Genomic DNA, 18,918 nt, shown 5'->3' with positions numbered 1-18,918 from the left:
CGGGACTATCCGGCGAAGGTCTCAAGTGCGAGTGGCTCCCGTGGCGCGGAGGGGCGGCCCTCCAGCATCTCCTCCAGCCAGCCCAGCAGCCGGGTGACGCCGTCGCGCACACCCACCTGCGGGGACCAGCCGGTGGCGGACTGGAACTTCCGCGTGTCGGACACGTAGTAGCGCTGGTCTCCCGTGCGCCAGGCCTCGTGGCGCACGTCCGGCCTGTGGCCCACCAGCTCCTCGATGAGCTCCAGCAACTCCAGCAGGCTCACCGCCCGCGTGGGGCCACCGCCGATGTTGAAGGCCCGGCCGGAGACCGCGTCCATCTTCGCCTGCGCGAGGCGGAAGGCACGCACCATGTCCTCCACGAAGAGGATGTCGCGAACCTGCATGCCGTCGCCGTAGAGGGTAATCGGCTGCCCCTTCAGCGCGCGGATGAGGAAGTGGGCCACCCAGCCCTGGTCCTCCGTGCCGAGCTGGCGCGGGCCGTAGATGCAGCTCATGCGGAACACCGTCGCGCGCAGGCCGTAGCTGCGGGCCCAGTCCAGCACGTACTGGTCGGCCGTCCCCTTGGAGCAGCCGTAGGGGCTCTCGAAGTCCAGCGAGCAGCGCTCGCTGATGCCCTGGGCGCGGATGTCCGGGTCCAGCGGCTCATAGCGCCGCTCCCCCGCCACGAAGCGCAGGCCGGGCAGCCCGCCATACACCTTGTTCGTCGAGGTGAAGACGAGCGGCGCGGGCGTGTCCATGGAGCGCAGCGCCTCCAGCACGTTGAAGGTGCCGCGGGCGTTGACCTCGAAGTCGTGCGTGGGCGCGTCCAGGCTGGTGGTGACGGCCACCTGCGCGCCGAAGTGGAAGACCTCGCCCGCGTGGCGCACCGCGCGGCGCACGGAGGCGGCGTCGCGGAGGTCCGCGACCTCCACGTCCAGCCTGTCGCCGTGGCGCTCCTTCATCCAGCGCAGGTTCTGCTCCACGCCCGGCCGGCTGAGGTTGTCGTAGACGAGGACGCGGCGGCCCTCCTCCAGATACGAGCTGGCGACGTTGCAGCCGATGAAGCCCGCGCCGCCGAAGACGACCACCTGCCGCTCCGGGCGCACGGCTCGCGCGTGGCCGAGCTGCCGGAAGCCCTCCGCCAGCCCCACGAGGCCACTCTCCGCCCACAGGCGGTAGAGGAGCTTCACGCTGCCGTCGGCCCGCTTCAGGCCCAGGTACAGGTCACGCTCGTCGGTGCCCTCCTCGACGATGTCCTCCACCGAGCCCGCGTCGTACAGGCCGTCCCAGTACATGCGGGCCACCGGCGCGGCGGCCGCGTCGAGGAACTCCGCCACCTGCCGGCGCTCCCCGTGGCGCCACGTGGAGTAGCCCGCGGCCGTAATCCACACCTCCGCGCGAGAGCCGCGCCGGGCGAGCACGTCCCGCACCGGCTCCAGCCACGCATCCCAGCCCATCCACGGCGTGTCATGCGTGTCCGGCCAGCCATGCACGCCCACCGCGTCCAGCGCGTCCGGGTCCAGCCGCTCCAGCACCCTGTCCAACCACAGCGGGTCCACCGGGCTCATGCCGCCCAGCACCACCCGCTTGCCGGCCGCGTGCACGCGCCGGGCCCCCTCGGCCACCAACGCGCTGAACGTCTCCCACGACGGGTCCAGCCTCCAGTCATAGGAGGCGAGGCTCTGGGGCTCGTCCCACAGCTCCACCCAGTCCACGAAGCGGCCGTGCTCCGCGAGGAACCGCTCCACGAACCCGCCGAAGGCCCGGGCATCCTCCTTCGCGCCCGAGGGCGTCCCCACGAGGCAGGGCAGCACGCACACGTCCTGGGACAGCCGCCGCATCAGCCAGCGGTACCACCGGGCGCCCTCCGGGGTGACGGCCTCGGCCCAGGACACGCGCGTGCGCAGCTCGCGCACGCCCAGCACCTTGAGGTCCGCCAGCGCCGACTCCACCGCGACGTGGTCTCCCGGGGTGAAGTCCTGCACGAGGCCCACCCTCGACGTGCGGAGCCCCGCGCTGCGTCCCGTTCCGCACCCCATCCTGGTCCGTGTCATACGGTCAGCCCCCGAGCCTCCAGCTCCGCCCGCGCCTCGGCCACGCGGTCCGTGGCCACCTGGCCCCGCAGCCACTCCGCCAGCTCAGACAGTCCCTGGTGGAAGCCCACCCGGGGCTCGTAGCCCAGCACCTTGCGCGCCAGGGAGATGTCCGCGAAGCAGTGGCGCACGTCGCCCACGCGGTACTTGCCCGCGATTTCCGGGCGGATGTGCGGCTTGCCCATGACCTCCGCGATGGCGGCGGCCACCTCGCGTACGGTGACGGCGCGCCCGCTGCCGATGTTGAAGACGCCGCCGGCGGCCTCGGGCACCTCCAGCGCCAGCCGGCACGCCATGGCGATGTCATGCACGCTGACGAAGTCGCGCTGCTGGAGGCCGTCCTCGAAGATGAGGGGCGCGTTGCCGTTCATCAGCCGGCTGGCGAAGATGGCCAGCACGCCGGTGTACGGGTTGGAGAGCGCCTGGCGCGGCCCGTACACGTTGAAGAAGCGCAGCGCCACCGTGGGAACGTCGTAGGCCTTGCCGAAGATGAGGCACAGCCGCTCCTGGTCGTACTTGGACAGCGCGTAGACAGAGGAGAGCGCGGGCGGCTTCGTCTCCGGCGTGGGAATGGGCACCAGCGGCTGACCGTCCACGTCCAGCACGTCCCACTGGTTGGCCTGGAGCTGCTCGCGCGGCCGGTCCGTGCCGGGGACGAGGTTGCCGTCACGCGCGCGGAACAGGCCCTCGCCATAGACGCTCATGCTGGAGGCGACGATGAGCTTCTTCACCGGGCGCTGGATGAGGGCCTCGAGCAGCACGGCGGTGCCCAGGTTGTTCACCGAGGTGTAGTGGGCAATCTCGTACATGGACTGGCCGACGCCGACGGCCGCCGCGAAGTGGTAGACGGCATCCACGCCCTCCAGGGCACGGCGCACGGCCTTCGCGTCCCGCACGTCGCCGACCTGCAGCTCCACTTCTGGATTCAGGTATTCCGGCCGCGCGCGGGACTCGCCATGCACCTGGGGCAGGAGGCAGTCGAGCACGCGCACGCGGTGCCCCCGCTCGATGAGCTGGTCCGCCAGGTGTGAGCCGATGAAGCCCGCTCCGCCAGTGACGAGAATCTGCTTGCTCTTCATTGCCCCTCCGCCCCCACGGGACCGTGGATGGCGCCGTGCCGGCGCCCTGTACCCGGGTCGTAGACCCGCCTCATGACCGAGCCCCCGGGCTCGCGAGGGCAACGTAGGTCTCGGCCAATCAAGCGGGGAGTGCCATGCCACGTTGCACCCATGCCCGAGTGCTCGACCTGGTGAGCGTTCGCGAACACACCCAGGGAGTCACTCGTTATTCATGCAACCTGGAATGTAGGCAGGCGGGCACGCGGGACCGGCACCACGGCGCCCGCGCGAGGCCTCACGCGGAATGCGGCGCGGGGGTGAAACGGAAGAATGGCCGACACATCTCCGCGCGCTTCGTGGAGGTTTTCACACCGCGGAGCGCCACTGGTGAACGATTCACGGCAGCGCCCCTGCTCCACGGCGGGGCGCCCCTTGAATGCAATCCCATTGCGGATACCTCGCACCGGGCCGCTGGCTCGGTGGCCCCACGTGCCACCGCCAGGATGCGGTGTTAAGCACCGTGCGGCGCGGGGACTCTACGGGTCGCGCGCCTGCGTCCCGGCGGCCAGCGGACACGCGCCTCGTACCGAAGCCCCGGGGGGAAGCGACACGCGCCTTGTACCTGGGGACGAGTGGGCGCGCGTGTGGCGTCCGGCAAGCTGCGCACGAAGGCCCGGTGCTGGCAGCAGCCAGCGGACTCCGGCGAGGACGATGAGTCCCGCGCCGAGCGCGGCGAGCGTGTACCCATGGGGAAGCCACGCGGCGGCCCGGGAGAGGCCTCCCGTCCCCGCGCCCAGCAGCCCGAGGCCGCCGCCCATGAGCAGCAGCCCCCCATTGTGCAACGTCAACCCGCGCGCCAGGGGGCGACCCAGCCTCTCCAGCAGGGGAACGAGCAGGCCCAGGCTGACGAAGCCCACGAGCATCACGTGCAGGTACAGGAGCGCGGGTTGCCGCGCCCGCGCCGCCCACGTGGCGAGCCCCAACGCCCCCGCGGCCTCCATCATCACCTTCAGGGCGAACCACGCGGACAGCCAGCGGTAGGCGCTCGCGGCCGCCCCGGAGAGCTCGCGCGCCATGCGCCACAAGGAGCGCACCCAGACGAGGCCGGCGACGGCGCCCACCAGCGCGGCGGCCCGCGCGAGAGCCCCCATCACTCCCGAGTCTCCCCCGGCGACGCCGAGTGGAGCCCCCAGCCACGCCGTCAGTGTCAGCAGGCGGAGGCTGACACCGAGCGCGCGCTCATCCACGCGCGCCCCTCGAGCCCGCGCGTGCGCGATGAGCACCGCCATCGTCGTGAAGAGGAAGAACCAGGCGAAGGCATGCAGGAAGACGAACACGGCCAGCTGGCCGTGGAGCTGTGTGCCCCGCCCCGACGCGAGCAGCACCACCCGGGCGACGGCTCCCGCCAGGGCCAGCACCACATAGGCCAGCCCCGCTCGCAGGAAGCGGACCTCCAGTCCGGAGCCCCCACGCGCCGCGTGCCCCCCCACGGCGACAGCCGCCGCCCACACGACCAGCGCCAGCGTGGACACGGCGATTCCAGGCGCCGCGTAGCCGCCGTGGAGGAACGCCACGAAGGTCAGCAGCGAAGTGAGGGCGAGCGTGGCGAGCACCCGGGCTGCTCCTCGTCCCCTCGCACCGAGGTGCTCGTACGCGAGCGCCAGCAGGCCCAGCCCCGCCCAGCCGAAGTAGAGCGTGTGCGAGTGCGCGTGGAGGGCATTGCCGAAGTGCAGCCAGGGCAGCGGCCGGAGGAAGGACACGCGCAGCAGCAGGCCGAGGCTGGTGGCCAGGACATAGAACGCCAGCGACAGCGTCAGGAACGTGCGCGTCGCGGACGGTCCGCTCGCGGGTGCGGCGTCTTTGAAGAGCCGGGACATGCCTGCGGGTAACGCAAGCCACGTGCCGCCCGCCTCCCTCTCACGCGCCGGCCGGCACGCCGCAGGAATTGCGGAGCGCGGGGCGCGGCCCGCAAGTCCCCCACGGGAATCGGCGTCCCTTCCATGGCGGCGGCGCTCACGTGGACTGACGCATGACGCGGCGGGAAATCGCACAAGGCCAGTTGCCGCCCGGCGTGCCTGGGCCCCCATGCCCTCGAACCTCGCGGACCTCTCCATCGAGGCTCCCGGACACCTACCTATCTGCGGCCTGGCGGCGCGATGCCACCCGCGACCGGCGAGGACCTGACGGGCCCACCCGGAACGGAACCTCCATTCCGGATAGGGGCGGCCCGGGGCGCGACATGGCGGGGAGGCGGAGGCATTGAGCATTGAGGGCCTGCAGCGTTCCGGAATGGAGGTTCCATTCCGGCCAGGGCGGCCCCGGCCCGGCATGGTGGAGAGGCCGGAGCATTGAGCATTGAGGGCCTGCAGCGTTCCGGAATGGAGGTTCCATTCCGGCAATGCTCGGCCGGGAGGGAATGCCAGGGTGACAAGACCCATGGACTGCGATGGCCCGACAGGCCACCCTGAATGGAGGTTCCGTTCCGGCCATGCTCGGCTGGGCTGACATACGGGGAGGCGGAGCCCGTGAGCGATGAAGACCTGGCAGACCATCCGGAATGGAGGTTCCGTTCCAGGCATGGGCGGCCCCGGGCGCAGCATGGCGGGAGTCGTGGCCTGAGAGACAGCCCGGAGCCTCGCAAGCCCTCAGGCTCCGGGCAGTCCGAACATGCCAAGGTACCGTTCCTCCCACTGCGTGGCAGAGAGAGCAACGCGGCGGGACGCAACCGCGTCCTGAATGAGTACGCCGTCGGGTCCGCGCAGGCGGGCTCACGCAGCGTTGAGGCCAGGCCCGAGGCTCCCTGTCCGACACTCACCGGGTACCCGCGGCCTCCAGTGCGTGCGCGATGCGGACGAGACGAATGCCCTCGGGAGCGCGAAGGAGCGTGTCCCACCACGCCTGTCCCTGGTAGCGGTAGCGGACCTGCACGCCCAGGACCTGTCCTCGCTGGAGCGCATCCACCGCTTCCGCCAACGTGCGGCGCTGGGTGGAGGCCATGCTGGCGCCACCGCCCTTCAGCAGCACCTCGTCCACGACGGTGAGCCCCTGGATGTCGCTGACGAGGCGGGCCAGCGTCGCGGCGTCGAGGACCGCCTGCTGGAGGGAGGGGAGCGATTCGGCGTCCAGGGTGGTGCTCATGAGGTGGCTCCGGGTGCACCGGCGGGGCGAAGCTCGAAGGCGTTGAGGGGCGCCGGGCACACGCGCACGCAGGTGCCACACCCATCGCAGCGCTCCGGCACGACTCGCGGGCGGCCTGACTCAACGAGGATGGCACCCTCGGTGGGGCAACGCTCCACGCAGGTCGTGCAGAACGAGCCCTGCCACGCGAGGCAGAGCTGCGTGCGCACGCGCACCGTGGCGCCAAGGGCCGGAGCAGTCCCGGGCGGCCTCTCCTGCCTTGCTGATTCGCGTACCGATAGGCCATCCGTGCCCGCTGGCATGGGTGTGGCTCGCGGGGAGTCATCCACCCGGGCCGCTTCGCGTAGCGAAACGCCCTTCGTGACTGGCATGGATATGCCCCACAGGGGGCCTTCCGCCCGAGACGCCTCGCATCCCGGAGCAACGACCGCGCTTGCCGGGGTTTGCTTCGTGGCTTGTCGCGCTGGCGAGCCTGGGAAACCGTCCTCGTCGGGCCCGCGCTGGGGCACGACGAGCCCTTCCCTCAGTGAGAAGAGGGGGATGCGCCCATCCAGGGTCGCCTCGCCGGAGCGGGCCCGGCTCGCATAGAACGCTTCGAGCGAAAAGGTGTGAGATGGCGCTCCCGCTGAACCGCTGTGCCCAGAAGGTGGCGCGAATGGTGGCTCGCCCGCAGGCATGGTCGCGGGGGAGGAGGACACGTGCGGCGGTGCGGCGGCGGGCTCCGAGGACGCGCCCTCCGGCACGACGACAGGCCCCCTGAGCACTCGAACGGATAGCTCGGCAACAGGCTCCGGGAACACACCCGGAGGCGCGACGGCGGGCGCCCCGGGCACCCGGGCGGAGGGTTGGGTGACAGGCGCCGAGGATGCGCCCGGCGATACAGCCGCGGCATCCGCTTCGGACGTTCGCGGCCTCCGGAACAGCCCCAGAAGCGCGCGGCGGCTGAGCCCTGGCTGATGCTGGCTCATGGCACTTCCTTCGCCACGCCTGGCGGAGGCGTGGAGTCCAGCAGTCCCACGGGCGGCTCACGCTGGTCCAGCGCGGCGGAGGACGCGTGGCACTGGACGCAGTTCTGCCGCTCCGGATGCGACGTGCGCAGGCCCGGCTTGCCCGTGGGGCCGTGACAGGAGGCGCACTCCGTACGCATGTGCTCGGCATGCGGCATGGTCGGCGGAGCCCCCGGCCACGCGCGCGCACCGCCGCCGGCGGAGGTCCTTCCAACGAAGCGGTTGGCCGGCACGTCCGGGTACGGCGCCAGCGGCTTCGGCGAGGCCTCCACCACGTGACACTGGTTGCAGCTCTGGTACGGCGGATGGCTGATGCGCGGTGCGATGCGCTCGCCCAGCTTCATTCCCTGCCCGTGGCAGGACAGACACCCGGGAGTGCCGAGCGGGTCCACCTCATGTGGAATCGTCGGAGGCGCTCCGTCATAGGCGCGGTGGGCCTTGCGTGCCTCCACCGCCCGGGCGCGCTGCTCCACGGTGGCCACCGCCGTGGGCGTCAGCGGGTCCAGCCCCTGCCGCAGGGCCTCCATGGCCCCCTCGTACATCCGCGCGTTGTCCCCGCGCCGCGCCTCGCGCAGCTCCCGGTAGCTCGGGGCCCGCTCGGACGTGGCGGAGGCCCCGGGCGTGGACTCGGGCTCCGGACGCTCGGGCACGGGGCGCGTGCCAGCAACGTACCCCGTGAAGGCGAGCGCCACGGCGATGCCCGCCGCCACGTGGAGCCAGCGCGCCGGAAGGCCCGGGCCACCGTCCTGGGGCGCGCCGCTCATCCGCGGGCCTCCTTCTTCGCGCGCCCGCGCACCCGCGCCGCGCACTTCTTGTAGTCGGGCTGCTTGGAGAACGGGTCGTGCGCGTCCAGCGTCAGCTCGTTGATGAGCAGCCGCTCATCGAAGAAGGGCACGAAGAGCGAGCCCTCCGGCGGCTCACCGCGCCCGCCCAGCCACACCGGCAGGTCCAGGCTCCCCCGCCGCGTCTCCACGGTGACGATGTCGCCATTGCCCACGCCCAGCCTCCGCGCGTCGGCGCGGTTCATCTCCAGGTATGCGCTCGGCATCGCCCGCTGGAGCTGGGGAATGCGCATCGTCATCGTCCCCGAGTGCCAGTGCTCGATGACGCGGCCGGTGCACAGCCAGAAGGGGAACTCGGTGTCGGGCGACTCGGGAGGCGGCTCGTACGGGTTGAACCAGATTTGCGCCCGGCCGTCGTGCGTGGGCGAGTGGTAGAAGTCGATGTCGCGCCCCTCCTGCACGTACGGGTCGTCGAACCCGGAGAAGCGGAAGCGCGTCTCGCGCCAGCCTCCATCCGGCTGCTGCACCACCGGCCAGCGCAGCCCGCGCGCCTTGACGTACTCCTCGTAGGGCGCCAGGTCCTTGTGCTTCAGGCGCGTCGTCTTCCGGTACTCCTCGAAGAGGTGCGCGTCGACGTTGACGTCGTAGTAGTGCTGGAAGTCCCAGATGGGGACCGGCTTGCCATCCTTCTTCACCTCGAAGAGGAAGCGCCCGTCCTTGTCCTTCATCCCCTCGAAGCCCCGCTCGAAGAGCCGGTGCGCCACGGCGATGAGCTGCCAGGCGTCGTCGCGGGCCTGGCCGGGCGGAGCCACCATCTTGAACCACTGCTGGGTGCGCCGCTCGGAGTTGCCCACCATGCCGTTCTTCTCCACCCACATGGCGGAAGGCAGCACGAGGTCGGCGATGCGCGTGGTCTCCGTGGGGTACGCGTCCGAGACGATGAGGAACTTGTCCGCCAGCTTCCGGCTCGGGTCCACCAGCTTGTGACGGTTGGGCAGCGTCTGCGCCGGGTTCGTCACCTGCACCCAGAGGGTGTGGATGTCGCCGCCCTGGTCCGTGGGCGTGGAGAAGCGCTCCCACATCTGCACCGTGTGGTAGCCGGGCTTCGAGGAGATGCGGCCCGGCGGCACGTTCCAGAGGTCCTCCATCTGGTGTCGGTGCTTCTCCTCCGCCACCACGCGGCCGCCCGGGAGCGCGTGAGCGAGCGTGCCCACCTCGCGCACCGTGCCGCACGCGGAGGGCTGGCCGGTGAGGCTGGTCGGCGCATCTCCCGGCTTGCCGAAGTGGCCGCTGAGCAGGTGCAGCCCGTGGATGAGGGAGTTCATCGCCGTGCCGCGCGTGTGCTGGTTGACGCCCATGCACCACAGGCTGGTGATGCGCACGTCCTGGCGGCCGAACAGCCCCGCCAGCATGCGCAGGTCCTGCTGCGACACGCCCGACAGCTTCTCCACGTGCTCGGGCGTGTACGGCGCGAGCAGCGCCCGGTACTCGTCGAAGGTGATGGCCTTGCCTTGCAGCGTCGCCGGCTCGCTGGGAGCGCGGAAGGCGCAGTTCGCATCGACGAAGGCCTTGTCCCACGTGCCGTTCTCCACCAGCAGGTGGGCGATGCCGCAGGCGATGGCCAGGTCGGTGTTCGGCTTGAAGCGCAGGACGTGGTCGCAGAACGCGCTGGTGCGCGTGCGGCGCGTGCCGATGTCGATGAGGGTGACCTTCTCCCCTCGCGAGCGCCGGTCGATGACACGTGAGAAGAGGACGGGGTGCATCTCCGCGGGGTTGTTGCCCCACATGATGAGCACGTCGCAGGCGTCCAAATCGTCATAGCAGCCGGCGGGCTCGTCCACGCCGTAGGTGGCGAGAAAGCCCGTCACCGCCGAGGACATGCACAGGCGCGCGTTGGCATCGAGCTGATTCGAACCCAGCCCGCCCTTCACGAGCTTGGAGGCCGCGTAGCCCTCCGGAATCGTCCACTGGCCACTGCCATAGAGGGCGAAGCCCTTCGGGTCCTTCTGGATTCGGCTGGCGATGACGTCGAGCGCCTCGTCCCACGAGATGGGGACCTGCTTGTCACCCTTGCGCAACAGCGGCTGGGTGAGACGGTCGCTCCCGTAGAGCGCGAGCCCCACGTGGTAACCCTTCACGCACAGCAGGCCCTTGTTCACCTCGGCCTTCGGGTCCCCGGCGATGGCCACCACCTTCCCGCCCTCCACGCCCACCTGGACGTGGCAGCCGGTGCCACAGAACCGGCACGGCGCCTTGTTCCACTTCACACCGCCGCCCGCGCCCGTCGCCACGGGCGGTGTCGGCCCCGCTGCCTGGCCATACGCCAGCCGGCTGGCGGCCAGCGTCGCCGCGGTCATCGCCGTGCTCTTGAGGAAGTCCCGCCGGTCCATGGCTCAGCACTCCCCGCCGGAGAAGTCCACCATCACCACGTCCAGGAAGCGCACCCCGGGCAGTTCCCGGAGGAAGTCGGCGAGCGACTCGCCCTCCTCGGGCGTCGCCGTCTCCGTCACCACGGGGAGCCAGCGCTCCTCCAAAGGCGTCCCCAGGGTGATGCGCGCGTCCCGCTCGAGCAGCGCGAGCACACCGGCTCGCTGCTCCGCGGAGTCTTCAAGGGTGAGCACGAGGCTGCTGAAGGTCATGACGGCTCCCGGTCCACATCTGCCTTGAGCAAGAGGTGGACCAGGGCCCCCGCGCCGTGCGCGCCCGGGGTACACGCGCAAAAGTTGCATGTCGGATACTTGATTTGAGCAAGGGATGCGCGTCCGGGCGGGGCCTGCCTCGCGGGCGCGGCGTGGCATGGACGCTGCTTTGGGAAGGCCCGTGGCCGCGACCTCACCATTTCCCCTGCTGTCCGTGCTCGTGGCCCTCACGTGGTGTGGGTGCGAGCGGGACGTGCCCCGGCGCCCCCAGCCACCTCCTGGTGCCTCCACTGGCGTGGAGACCGTGCTGGTGCCGGAAAAGCTCACCTCCATCGAATCCGGCGAGGTGGACGCGCTGGGGAAGCCCCTGCGGGTGCCCTGCGTGAGCTGCCACTCCTTGAAGGAGCCCGCGCGGATGCCCTCGGGCCCGGAAGCACTCCAGGAGTTCCACCGCGGGCTCCAGTTCCGCCACGGCGAGCTGGCCTGCACCTCCTGCCACCAGGCCGATGCGCCCCAGTCGCTGCACCTGGCGACGGGTGAGCCGCTGCCGATGGTGGAGGTGGTGACGCTGTGCTCGCAGTGCCACGGGCCCCAGGCGCGCGACTTCCGGGCCGGTGCGCACGGAGGCATGACGGGCCACTGGGATTTGTCCCGCGGCGGGCGCACCCGGAACAACTGCGTGTCCTGCCACGACCCTCACGCCCCGAAGTACGCCGGGGCACTTCCCGTCATGCCGCCGCGCCCGCCGCACCCTCCTCCCTCGACGGAAGGCCGCCCCCATGAATGACTTCACCCGCAGGACCGCGCTGAAGGGCGCCGGCGCCACGCTGGGCGCGGCGGCCTTCGCGCACGCCATGGCGCCGCTGACGGAGTGGACGAAGGACCTGTCACTCGACGAGTTCCTCCAGCGCCACTACAAGGAACTCACGCCCGAGGAGATGCAGGTCATCCTCCGCCGGCTGGAGGAGGAGACGAAGCGGGAGTACGGCCGCGACGTCACCATCCAGGACCTGCCCCCGCAGGAGGGCGTCTCCTTCGGCTACGCGCTCAACCTCAGCGTGTGCATCGGCTGCCGCAAGTGCGCCGAGGCGTGCCACCAGGAGAACAACCACGACCGGCGCAGCGGCAACTCATACATCCGCGTGCTGGAGATGGAGCAGGGCAGCCTGGACCTGGAGCGCGGCAACGCGGACTACGACCACGCGGTGCCGGCCCCGGGGAAGTACTACCTGCCGGTGCAGTGCCACCAGTGCGACAACGCGCCGTGCGTGAAGGTGTGCCCCGTCCAGGCCACCTGGAAGGAGCAGGACGGCGTGGTGGTGGTGGACTACAACTGGTGCATCGGCTGCCGCTACTGCGAGGCGGCGTGCCCGTACCACGCGCGGCGCTTCAACTGGACGAAGCCCGAGGTGCCAGCGGAGGAAATCAACCCGGACCAGGGCTACCTCTCCAACCGCATCCGCCCGCAGGGCGTGGTGGAGAAGTGCACCTTCTGCCTCCACCGCACGCGCGCGGGGCGGCTGCCGGCGTGCCTGGAGGCGTGCCCCACCGGGGCCCGCGTCTTCGGCAACCTCCTGGACCCGAAGAGCCCCATCCGCTGGGTGCTCGAGAACAAGCGGGTGTTCGTCCTCAAGGAGGAGCTGGGGACCCGTCCGCGCTTCTTCTACTTCTTCGACAAGTGAGCCATGGCCGCCACCCGTCACGTCCTCGACTACCCCCGCTTCCTCGGCCGGCTGCTGTGGATGAGCACCGACGGGAGCTGGCGCTTCTACACGTGGATGACGGTGCTCACCGCCATCTGCCTGGTGGGCGCGAATGCGTGGGCACGCCAGCTGGTGGAGGGCATGGCGCTCACGGGGATGAGCGACCACGTGTCATGGGGGCTCTACGTGGCCAACTTCACCTTCGGCGTGGGGCTGGCGGCGGGCGCGGTGATGATGGTCATCCCCGCGTACCTGTACCACGACCATGAGATGCACGACGTCACGCTGGTGGGCGAGCTGCTGGCGGTGGCGGCGATTGCGCTGAGCCTGCTGTTCATCGTGGTGGACATGGGGCACCCGGAGCGGGCGTGGCACCTGATTCCCGGCGTGGGCCGGTTCAACTGGCCGGTGTCGATGCTCACGTGGGACGTGGTGGTGCTCAACGGGTACCTGCTGCTGAACCTGCACATCTGCGGGTACCTGCTGTACATGCGCTTCCTGGGGCGGAAGCCTCGCAAGCGCTGGTACCTGCCGTTCGTCTTCCTCTCCATCTTCTGGGCGGTGTCCATCCACAGCGTGACGGCGTTCCTCTACAGCGGCCTGGGCGGGCGGCCGTTCTGGAACTCGGCGCTGCTGGCGCCGCGGTTCATCGCCTCCGCGTTCATCACGGGGCCTGCGTTCGTCATCCTGCTCCTGCAGGTCATCCGGCGGTTCACCGGGCTGCCGATTGGAGAGGGGCCGCAGCGCACGTTGACGTCGGTGATGCGGGTGACGGTGCTGCTCAACCTCTTCATGCTGGGCTCGGAGGTGTTCACCGCGTTCTACACGGGGGGCGCGCATGCCGGGCCGGTGCGGTACCTGTTCTTCGGGCTGCACGGGCACCACGCGCTGGTGCCCTGGATATGGACGGCGGTGGCGTGCAACGTGGCCTCGGCTGTGCTGCTGCACCTGCCGGCGAGCCGGAGACGCGTCACGGTGCTGAACGTGGCGTGTGTGCTGGCGTTCGTGGGCGTGTGGATTGAGAAGGGGATGGGGCTCATCATCCCCGGCTTCGTCCCCAGCACCCTCCATGAAATGGTCGAGTACGTGCCCACCGTCACCGAGTGGAAGATTACCGCGGGCATCTGGGCGTTCGGGCTGATGCTGCTGACGGTGGCGGTGAAGGTGGCGCTGCCCGTGCTGAGCGGACAGCTCGCGGCACAGGCGGCACAGGCCGAGAACCCGTCCCAGGAAGAGGAGCAACGCGCGGCGGCGTGAGGTCAGCTCACGCCGCCCCGGAGACCTTGCGCGGGCCGGGCTCGGCGATGAGGGGGCTGTCCGGGAGCAGGCCCCGCGTCTGACGGCGCACCAGCGAGGCGTAGTAGCCGTCCTGCGCCATCAGCGCCTCGTGCCGGCCCTCTTCCACGATGCGCCCGCCCTTCAGCACCAGGATGCGGTCCGAATCCACCACCGTGCTCAACCGGTGCGCGATGGCGAAGACCGTGCGCCCCTTCATCAGCTTGTTCAGCGCCTCCTGCACCAGCGACTCCGACTCCGCGTCCAGCGCGCTCGTCGGCTCGTCCAGGACGAGGATGGGCGGGTCCTTCAAGAGCGAGCGCGCAATCGTCACCCGCTGCCGCTCGCCCATCGACAGGCGGCTGCCCCGCTCGCCCACCACCGTGTCGTAGCCCTGCGGCAGCTTCATGATGAAGTCGTGCGCGTTCGCCGCCTTCGCCACCGCCATGACCTCATCCAGCGACGCGTTCGGCCGCCCGTAGGCGATGTTGGCGCGCACACTCTCGTTGAAGAGCAGCCCGTCCTGCAGCACCACGCCGATGTGCCGGCGCAGCGACATCTGCTTCAGCCCGCGGAGGTCCTTCCCGTCGATGCACACCGCCCCCTGGATGGGGTCGTAGAAGCGGCACAGCAGCGCCATCAGCGTGCTCTTGCCCGCGCCGCTCGGGCCCACCAGTGCCACGTGCTCGCCCGGCTTCACGTGCAGGTCGATGCCACGGATGAGCGACGAGCTCCGGTCCGAGCCGTAGGCGAAGTGGATGTCCTTGAACTCCACCTCCCCCTTCACCTCCGTCACCTCCACCGCGTCCGGCGCGTCGCCCAGGTAGTCCTGCGTGTCCAGGATGTCGAACACCTGGTCCATGGCCACCGACGCCGTGCGGATGGTCCGGTACACGTTGCTCAGGCTCTGCACCGGCGCGAACATGCCGCCCACGTAGCCCAGGAACGCCACCAGCGTGCCCGCGGTGATGTCGCCCCGCAGCGCCAGCAGCGCGCCAAACGCAATCGCCGCCACCCGCGCCGCCAGCACCACCAGGTTCTGCGTCGCCGACACCGCCGAGTCCAGCCCCACGCCCCGCGTCACCACACTGTTCGCATCGCGCACTTCATGCAGGAAGCGCTGCTTCTCCCGCTCCTCCATGGCGAAGCTCTTCACCGTGACGATGCCGGAGAGCACCTCGTTGAAGCGCTGATAGATTTTCACCCAGCGGTCCATCAGGCTGCGCTCACGCGCCGTCTGCCGCGGCGCCGCCCACTGCGCAATCAGCACCGGCAGCGGCGCGAAGGCCAGCACCAGCAGCGCCAGCCGCCAGTCCAGCTTCAGCATCACCACCACGGAGATGATGAGGTACGCCGCCGCGGGGATGACGTTGAAGGCGATGTCGTTCACCGCCTGCACGAAGCCCTGGATGCCGCGCTCCAGGCGCGTCATCGTCGCGCCCACGCCCTCCTCGCGGTGGAAGCTCAGCGGAAGCTTGTGCAGCCGGCCCACCACCTCCTCCATCAGCGAGAAGTGCACGCCAATGCGCGTGCGCCAGGTGAGCCAGTTGGACACCGCGTTGACGCCCTCGCGCAGCAGGCCGGCGCCCACCAGCAGCAGCACGCCCAGCACCACCGAGCGCCACGCCTGCCCGGAGCCCAGCCCGTCGAAGATGTGCTTGAGGACCAGCGGCTCCAGCGCGTTGAGCGCCCCGGCGGTGAGCACCAGCGCGAGGATGCCCGCCACGGACCCGCGGAACGGGCGGAGATAGCCCACGCTGCGCCGCAGGCGGGCACGAGGACGGAGAGTGGCCGAAGTGGAGGTCTCCATGCGTGCCCCTCCAACCTGCATTCCCGTGTCCGCCCTTCCCCTCCGAGTCAAAATGGCCGTCCTGGCCGGGGAGCGGGCAACCGGCCATGCTGGCGTCCCGGGAGCCTCTCCATGGACATCCACCACCCGTCACCGGCCCACGCTCAGGGCCGGTAGATGCGGTCCAGCGCGTCGGCCACCGCCACCAGCCGCTCGCACTCCGGGTCGAAGCGCTGGCCCGCCGCCAGCCGCGCCGCCCAGTCCACCGCCGCCCGGCCGCCCCAGGCGTCGGGTGGCTCGGCCAGCCGCTGCCGCGAGGTGCCGTGGAAGAGGTCCGCGGTGAAGTCGTAGAAGGAGCCGTTGACGTTGCGGAGCGAGGCGCCGCCCTTCGTCCCGTAGAAGGACGCCTCGATGACCGCGTCGCAGCCCGCGCTCACCTTCCACGAGCAGGTGAGCTGCACGGACGCGCCGCTCGCCAGCTCGAGCTGCGCCACCGCGTAGTCCTCCACCTGCGTCTCCCGCGACGCGAGCGGACGGCCGCCGGCGTACAGGTGGCTGCTCACCCGCGTCACCGGCGGGAAGTCCATCACCCATAGCGCCAGGTCCACCAGGTGGATGCCCAGGTCCATGACGCACCCGCCGCCGGCCAGCTTCGGGTCGTAGAACCACGCCTTGTCCGGACCGTAGGCGTTGTGGAAGACGAGGTTGAGCGCGAACACCTCGCCCAGCTCGCCCGCGCGGATGCGCTCCCTCAGCTGGCGCATGCCGTGCGTGAAGCGGTACGACAGGTCCACGCCCAGAAGCCGGTCACTCGCCTTCGCCGCGTCCACCACGCGCCGCACCTCGCGGGCGTCGCGGCCCAGCGGTTTCTGACAGAACACCGCCAGGCCCCGCTCCAGCGCGGCCACCGCCTGCTCGGCGTGCACGGCGCTCGGGGTGGCGATGACGATGCCGTCCAGCGGCTTCGCCAGCAGCTCCTCGAAGGAGCCCGCCCGCTCACAGCCCGGCGCCGCCTTCTCCGCCGCCTCCAGCGCCTGGGTGGACGGGTCCACCACCACCGCCACCTCGGCCGCGCCGCTCTGGGCGATGGCCTCCATGCGATGCCGGCCAATCCAGCCCACGCCCAGGAAGCCCAGGCGGGGACGCTGCGTCTGCGGCTTCGCCGCGATTCCACTCTGCATGACGTGCGCTCCCGGGTCTTCAAAAGGTGACGAGGGCCTTGAGGAAGCCGTCCGGGCGCTGCTTCATCGCCTCGAAGGCCTGGTTGAGGCCGTCCAGCCCGTAGCGGTGCGTGTAGAGCGGCGCCGGGTCCAGCTTCCCGGAGGCCACCTGCTCCACCGCCATGCGGATGCCCTCCAGGTACACCTTCGGGTCCCGCTCGTGCGCGTTGATGACGTCCAGCCCGCGCCAGTTCCACAGCCACATGTTCACCTGCCGCGGGCCGTCCTGGTGGTAGCCGGCGACGATGAGCTTGCCGCGCTCCCGCGTCAGCTCGCCCGCGAGGTCCAGCGGCCACTGCTCGCCCACCACCTCGATGACGCGCTCGCAGAAGTTGCCGCCGGTCAGCTCCTTCACGCGGTGGATGATGCGCTGGTGGTCATCCATGGGGATGCACTCGGCGGCGCCGTACTTCGCCGCCAGCTCCAGCGCCCACGGACGGCGCGTAATGGCCAGCACGCGCGCCCCGGCGTTGGTGGCCAGACGCGTCAGCAGCGCGCCCAGGAAGCCGATGCCGATGATGGCCACCGTCTGCCCCGGCTGGATGTCGCTGCGCCGGAAGATGTTCATCGCGCAGCCCAGCGGCTCACCGGGGAACGGCTTGCCCGCCAGCGACGGGGGCAGCACCACCGCGGAGTCCGCGCCCACCACGTCGTACTCGGCGAAGGCCTTGCCGGAGAGGAAGGCGACGCGGTCCCCCACCTTGTAGCCCCGCACGCCCGAGCCGAGCGACTCCACCACGCCCCAGCCCTCGTGGCCCGGGGCGCCCGGGGCCATGGGGTACTTGAACCACTCGCGGCCTTCCCAGGTGGGCAGGTTGGAGCCGCACACGCCGCAGCCCTCCAGCTTCACGCGAAGCTGTCCGGGCCCGGGCTCGGGCCGCACCACGTTCTCCACCCGCGCCCCCCTGGGCGCGGCGATGACCGCCGCCTTCATCTTCGTTCCCACCCCTGCATCCATCACTGCTGCCTCCGCTGGCGGCGGTGGGCCGGGAGCCTCCCCCCACGCGCCCACCGCGAGGTGGGGTCTGGGGGTATGGCCCCAAGGGCCCACCCGACAAGACGGACGGGAGTGCCTCGCGGGGCACCGTGAACTGATGAACGGGGCGAGTGCCGGACAACGGATTCCGGCCTCGCACGTGCGTCCAGGAGAAGACCGTCGCCCCACCCTTGTCCCTGGGAACGCCTACCCACCCGATTGCTCCTGCGGAACCCTCCCGTCCATGAACGACATGAAGGGCAAGCGAGTGGTCGTCCTCGGGGGCGCGGGCTTCCTCGGCTCCCATCTGTGCGAGCGGCTCCTCCGGGACGGGGCCGCCGAGGTCATCAGCCTCGACAACCTCATCACCGGCGACGAGCGCAACCTCGCGGACGTGGCCGCGGTGGGGAGGCTCCTGGTGGTACGGCACGACATCACCGAGCCGATGCGGGTGGACGGCCCGGTGGACTGCGTCTTCAACCTGGCCTCTCCGGCCTCGCCCATCGACTACGCGCAGCTCCCCATCGAGACGCTGCGCGTGGGCTCCCTCGGCACGGAGAACGGCCTGAGGCTGGCGCGGGAGAAGGGCGCGGTGTTCGTCCAGGCCTCCACGTCCGAAATCTACGGCGACCCGCTCGTCCACCCGCAGCGCGAGGACTACTGGGGCCACGTGAATCCCATCGGCCCGCGCTCCGTGTACGACGAGGCCAAGCGCTACGGCGAGGCCATCACCGCCGCCTACGCGCGCACGTACGGCGTGCGCACGCGCCTGGCCCGCATCTTCAACACCTATGGCCCGAAGATGCGGCTGGAGGACGGCCGCGTGGTGCCCGCCTTCGTGGGCCAGGCGCTGCGCGGCGAGGACTTCACCGTGTTCGGCGACGGGACGCAGACGCGCTCGTTCTGCTACGCGAGGGACCTCATCGACGGGCTGGTGCGCCTGGCCCTGTCCGACGTCACCGAGCCGGTGAACCTCGGCAACCCACGCGAGATGACGATTCTCGAGTTCGCCGAGGCCGTGCGGAAGGCCCACGGCGGCGGCGGGCGCATCGTCTTCATGCCGCTGCCGAAGGACGACCCCAAGCAGCGCAGGCCGGACATCACCCGCGCCAGGACGCTCCTCGGCTGGGAGCCGAAGGTCTCCCTGGAGGAGGGACTGGTGGAGACGCTCGCGTACTTCCGCAAGGTGGTGAGCCCGAGGGCGGCGCCACATCCCCAGCCCGGAAAGACCTCCGTGGGCGCCTCGCCATAGGTCCGTG

The 18,918-nt window shown here is 70.7% G+C and carries 15 protein-coding genes; 4 read left to right on the top strand and 11 right to left on the bottom strand.

The annotated features are described in order from the left end of the window. Positions 1-5: 5 nt before the first annotated feature. The 8 genes from K8638_RS45285 to K8638_RS23495 form a co-directional block, all read right to left on the bottom strand. Positions 6-1,964, bottom strand: coding sequence for an NAD-dependent epimerase/dehydratase family protein (locus tag K8638_RS45285; RefSeq protein ID WP_370644092.1), 1,959 nt, complete (start codon positions 1,962-1,964; stop codon positions 6-8). A gap of 65 nt (positions 1,965-2,029) precedes the next feature. Further along, entirely contained in the window at positions 2,030-3,151 is a 1,122-nt protein-coding gene (locus K8638_RS23525) for an NAD-dependent epimerase/dehydratase family protein (protein WP_223756842.1), read from the bottom strand. A gap of 515 nt (positions 3,152-3,666) precedes the next feature. Beyond that, positions 3,667-5,007, bottom strand: coding sequence for a hypothetical protein (locus K8638_RS23520; protein WP_223756841.1), 1,341 nt, complete (start codon positions 5,005-5,007; stop codon positions 3,667-3,669). Between the two features lie 934 nt (positions 5,008-5,941). Next, a complete protein-coding gene (locus K8638_RS23515; protein ID WP_223756840.1) occupies positions 5,942-6,268 on the bottom strand; it encodes a hypothetical protein in 327 nt (108 codons plus the stop codon). Further along, positions 6,265-6,570: a 4Fe-4S dicluster domain-containing protein gene (locus K8638_RS45280; RefSeq protein ID WP_223756839.1), complete on the bottom strand. Its 306-nt coding sequence runs from the start codon at positions 6,568-6,570 to the stop codon at positions 6,265-6,267. The genes K8638_RS23515 and K8638_RS45280 overlap by 4 nt, the downstream gene beginning before the upstream one ends. Before the next feature lie 662 nt (positions 6,571-7,232). Next, positions 7,233-8,039 carry a nitrate reductase cytochrome c-type subunit gene (locus K8638_RS23505; RefSeq protein WP_223756838.1) on the bottom strand — a complete coding sequence of 269 codons (807 nt, stop codon included), beginning with the start codon at positions 8,037-8,039 and terminating at the stop codon, positions 7,233-7,235. After that, a complete protein-coding gene (locus tag K8638_RS23500; protein WP_223756837.1) occupies positions 8,036-10,447 on the bottom strand; it encodes a molybdopterin-dependent oxidoreductase in 2,412 nt (803 codons plus the stop codon). The genes K8638_RS23505 and K8638_RS23500 overlap by 4 nt, the downstream gene beginning before the upstream one ends. 3 nt (positions 10,448-10,450) lie before the next feature. Next, positions 10,451-10,696, bottom strand: a complete 246-nt coding sequence (locus tag K8638_RS23495) for a hypothetical protein (protein WP_223756836.1) — start codon at positions 10,694-10,696, stop codon at positions 10,451-10,453. A 181-nt stretch (positions 10,697-10,877) separates the two neighbouring features. Here K8638_RS23495 and K8638_RS23490 point away from each other — a divergent pair, with 181 nt between their 5' ends. From K8638_RS23490 to dsrP, 3 genes are read left to right on the top strand one after another with little or no spacing between them, the layout of a single operon-like run. After that, on the top strand, positions 10,878-11,483 hold the full coding sequence (locus tag K8638_RS23490) for a hypothetical protein (protein WP_223756835.1): 606 nt from the start codon (positions 10,878-10,880) through the stop codon (positions 11,481-11,483). Next, positions 11,476-12,378: a 4Fe-4S dicluster domain-containing protein gene (locus K8638_RS23485; protein ID WP_223756834.1), complete on the top strand. Its 903-nt coding sequence runs from the start codon at positions 11,476-11,478 to the stop codon at positions 12,376-12,378. The genes K8638_RS23490 and K8638_RS23485 overlap by 8 nt, the downstream gene beginning before the upstream one ends. A gap of 3 nt (positions 12,379-12,381) precedes the next feature. Next, the gene (gene dsrP / locus K8638_RS23480) at positions 12,382-13,656 is read left to right on the top strand and encodes a sulfate reduction electron transfer complex DsrMKJOP subunit DsrP (protein WP_223756833.1); all 1,275 of its coding nucleotides are present in this window, start codon (positions 12,382-12,384) and stop codon (positions 13,654-13,656) included. 7 nt (positions 13,657-13,663) lie between these two features. Here dsrP and K8638_RS23475 read toward each other — a convergent pair whose 3' ends face one another. The 3 genes from K8638_RS23475 to K8638_RS23465 form a co-directional block, all read right to left on the bottom strand. Next, on the bottom strand, positions 13,664-15,484 hold the full coding sequence (locus K8638_RS23475) for an ABC transporter ATP-binding protein (protein ID WP_223756832.1): 1,821 nt from the start codon (positions 15,482-15,484) through the stop codon (positions 13,664-13,666). Positions 15,485-15,627: 143 nt separating this feature from the next. Beyond that, positions 15,628-16,644: a Gfo/Idh/MocA family protein gene (locus K8638_RS23470; RefSeq protein WP_223756831.1), complete on the bottom strand. Its 1,017-nt coding sequence runs from the start codon at positions 16,642-16,644 to the stop codon at positions 15,628-15,630. A gap of 19 nt (positions 16,645-16,663) precedes the next feature. Further along, a complete protein-coding gene (locus K8638_RS23465; RefSeq protein ID WP_223756830.1) occupies positions 16,664-17,629 on the bottom strand; it encodes a zinc-binding dehydrogenase in 966 nt (321 codons plus the stop codon). A gap of 283 nt (positions 17,630-17,912) precedes the next feature. Between K8638_RS23465 and K8638_RS23460 the strand changes: the two genes are divergently transcribed. After that, a complete protein-coding gene (locus K8638_RS23460) occupies positions 17,913-18,911 on the top strand; it encodes a UDP-glucuronic acid decarboxylase family protein (protein ID WP_223756829.1) in 999 nt (332 codons plus the stop codon). Positions 18,912-18,918 lie beyond the last annotated feature (7 nt).

The sequence above is a fragment of the Myxococcus sp. RHSTA-1-4 genome (assembly GCF_020037125.1).
GTDB lineage: Bacteria > Myxococcota > Myxococcia > Myxococcales > Myxococcaceae > Myxococcus.
The sequence above is the reverse complement of the archived record's forward strand: the minus strand, read 5'-3'. Positions and strand labels throughout refer to the sequence as shown.

Excerpts from the sequence above, each read along its gene's own strand:
- K8638_RS23525 (WP_223756842.1), bottom strand. The coding sequence starts at position 3,151 with ATGAAGAGCAAGCAGATTCTCGTCACTGGCGGAGCGGGCTTCATCGGC.
- K8638_RS23520 (WP_223756841.1), bottom strand. The coding sequence starts at position 5,007 with ATGTCCCGGCTCTTCAAAGACGCCGCACCCGCGAGCGGACCGTCCGCG.
- K8638_RS23515 (WP_223756840.1), bottom strand. The coding sequence starts at position 6,268 with ATGAGCACCACCCTGGACGCCGAATCGCTCCCCTCCCTCCAGCAGGCG.
- K8638_RS45280 (WP_223756839.1), bottom strand. The coding sequence starts at position 6,570 with ATGCCAGCGGGCACGGATGGCCTATCGGTACGCGAATCAGCAAGGCAG.
- K8638_RS23505 (WP_223756838.1), bottom strand. The coding sequence starts at position 8,039 with ATGAGCGGCGCGCCCCAGGACGGTGGCCCGGGCCTTCCGGCGCGCTGG.
- K8638_RS23500 (WP_223756837.1), bottom strand. The coding sequence starts at position 10,447 with ATGGACCGGCGGGACTTCCTCAAGAGCACGGCGATGACCGCGGCGACG.
- K8638_RS23495 (WP_223756836.1), bottom strand. The coding sequence starts at position 10,696 with ATGACCTTCAGCAGCCTCGTGCTCACCCTTGAAGACTCCGCGGAGCAG.
- K8638_RS23485 (WP_223756834.1), top strand. The coding sequence starts at position 11,476 with ATGAATGACTTCACCCGCAGGACCGCGCTGAAGGGCGCCGGCGCCACG.
- dsrP (WP_223756833.1), top strand. The coding sequence starts at position 12,382 with ATGGCCGCCACCCGTCACGTCCTCGACTACCCCCGCTTCCTCGGCCGG.
- K8638_RS23475 (WP_223756832.1), bottom strand. The coding sequence starts at position 15,484 with ATGGAGACCTCCACTTCGGCCACTCTCCGTCCTCGTGCCCGCCTGCGG.
- K8638_RS23470 (WP_223756831.1), bottom strand. The coding sequence starts at position 16,644 with ATGCAGAGTGGAATCGCGGCGAAGCCGCAGACGCAGCGTCCCCGCCTG.
- K8638_RS23460 (WP_223756829.1), top strand. The coding sequence starts at position 17,913 with ATGAAGGGCAAGCGAGTGGTCGTCCTCGGGGGCGCGGGCTTCCTCGGC.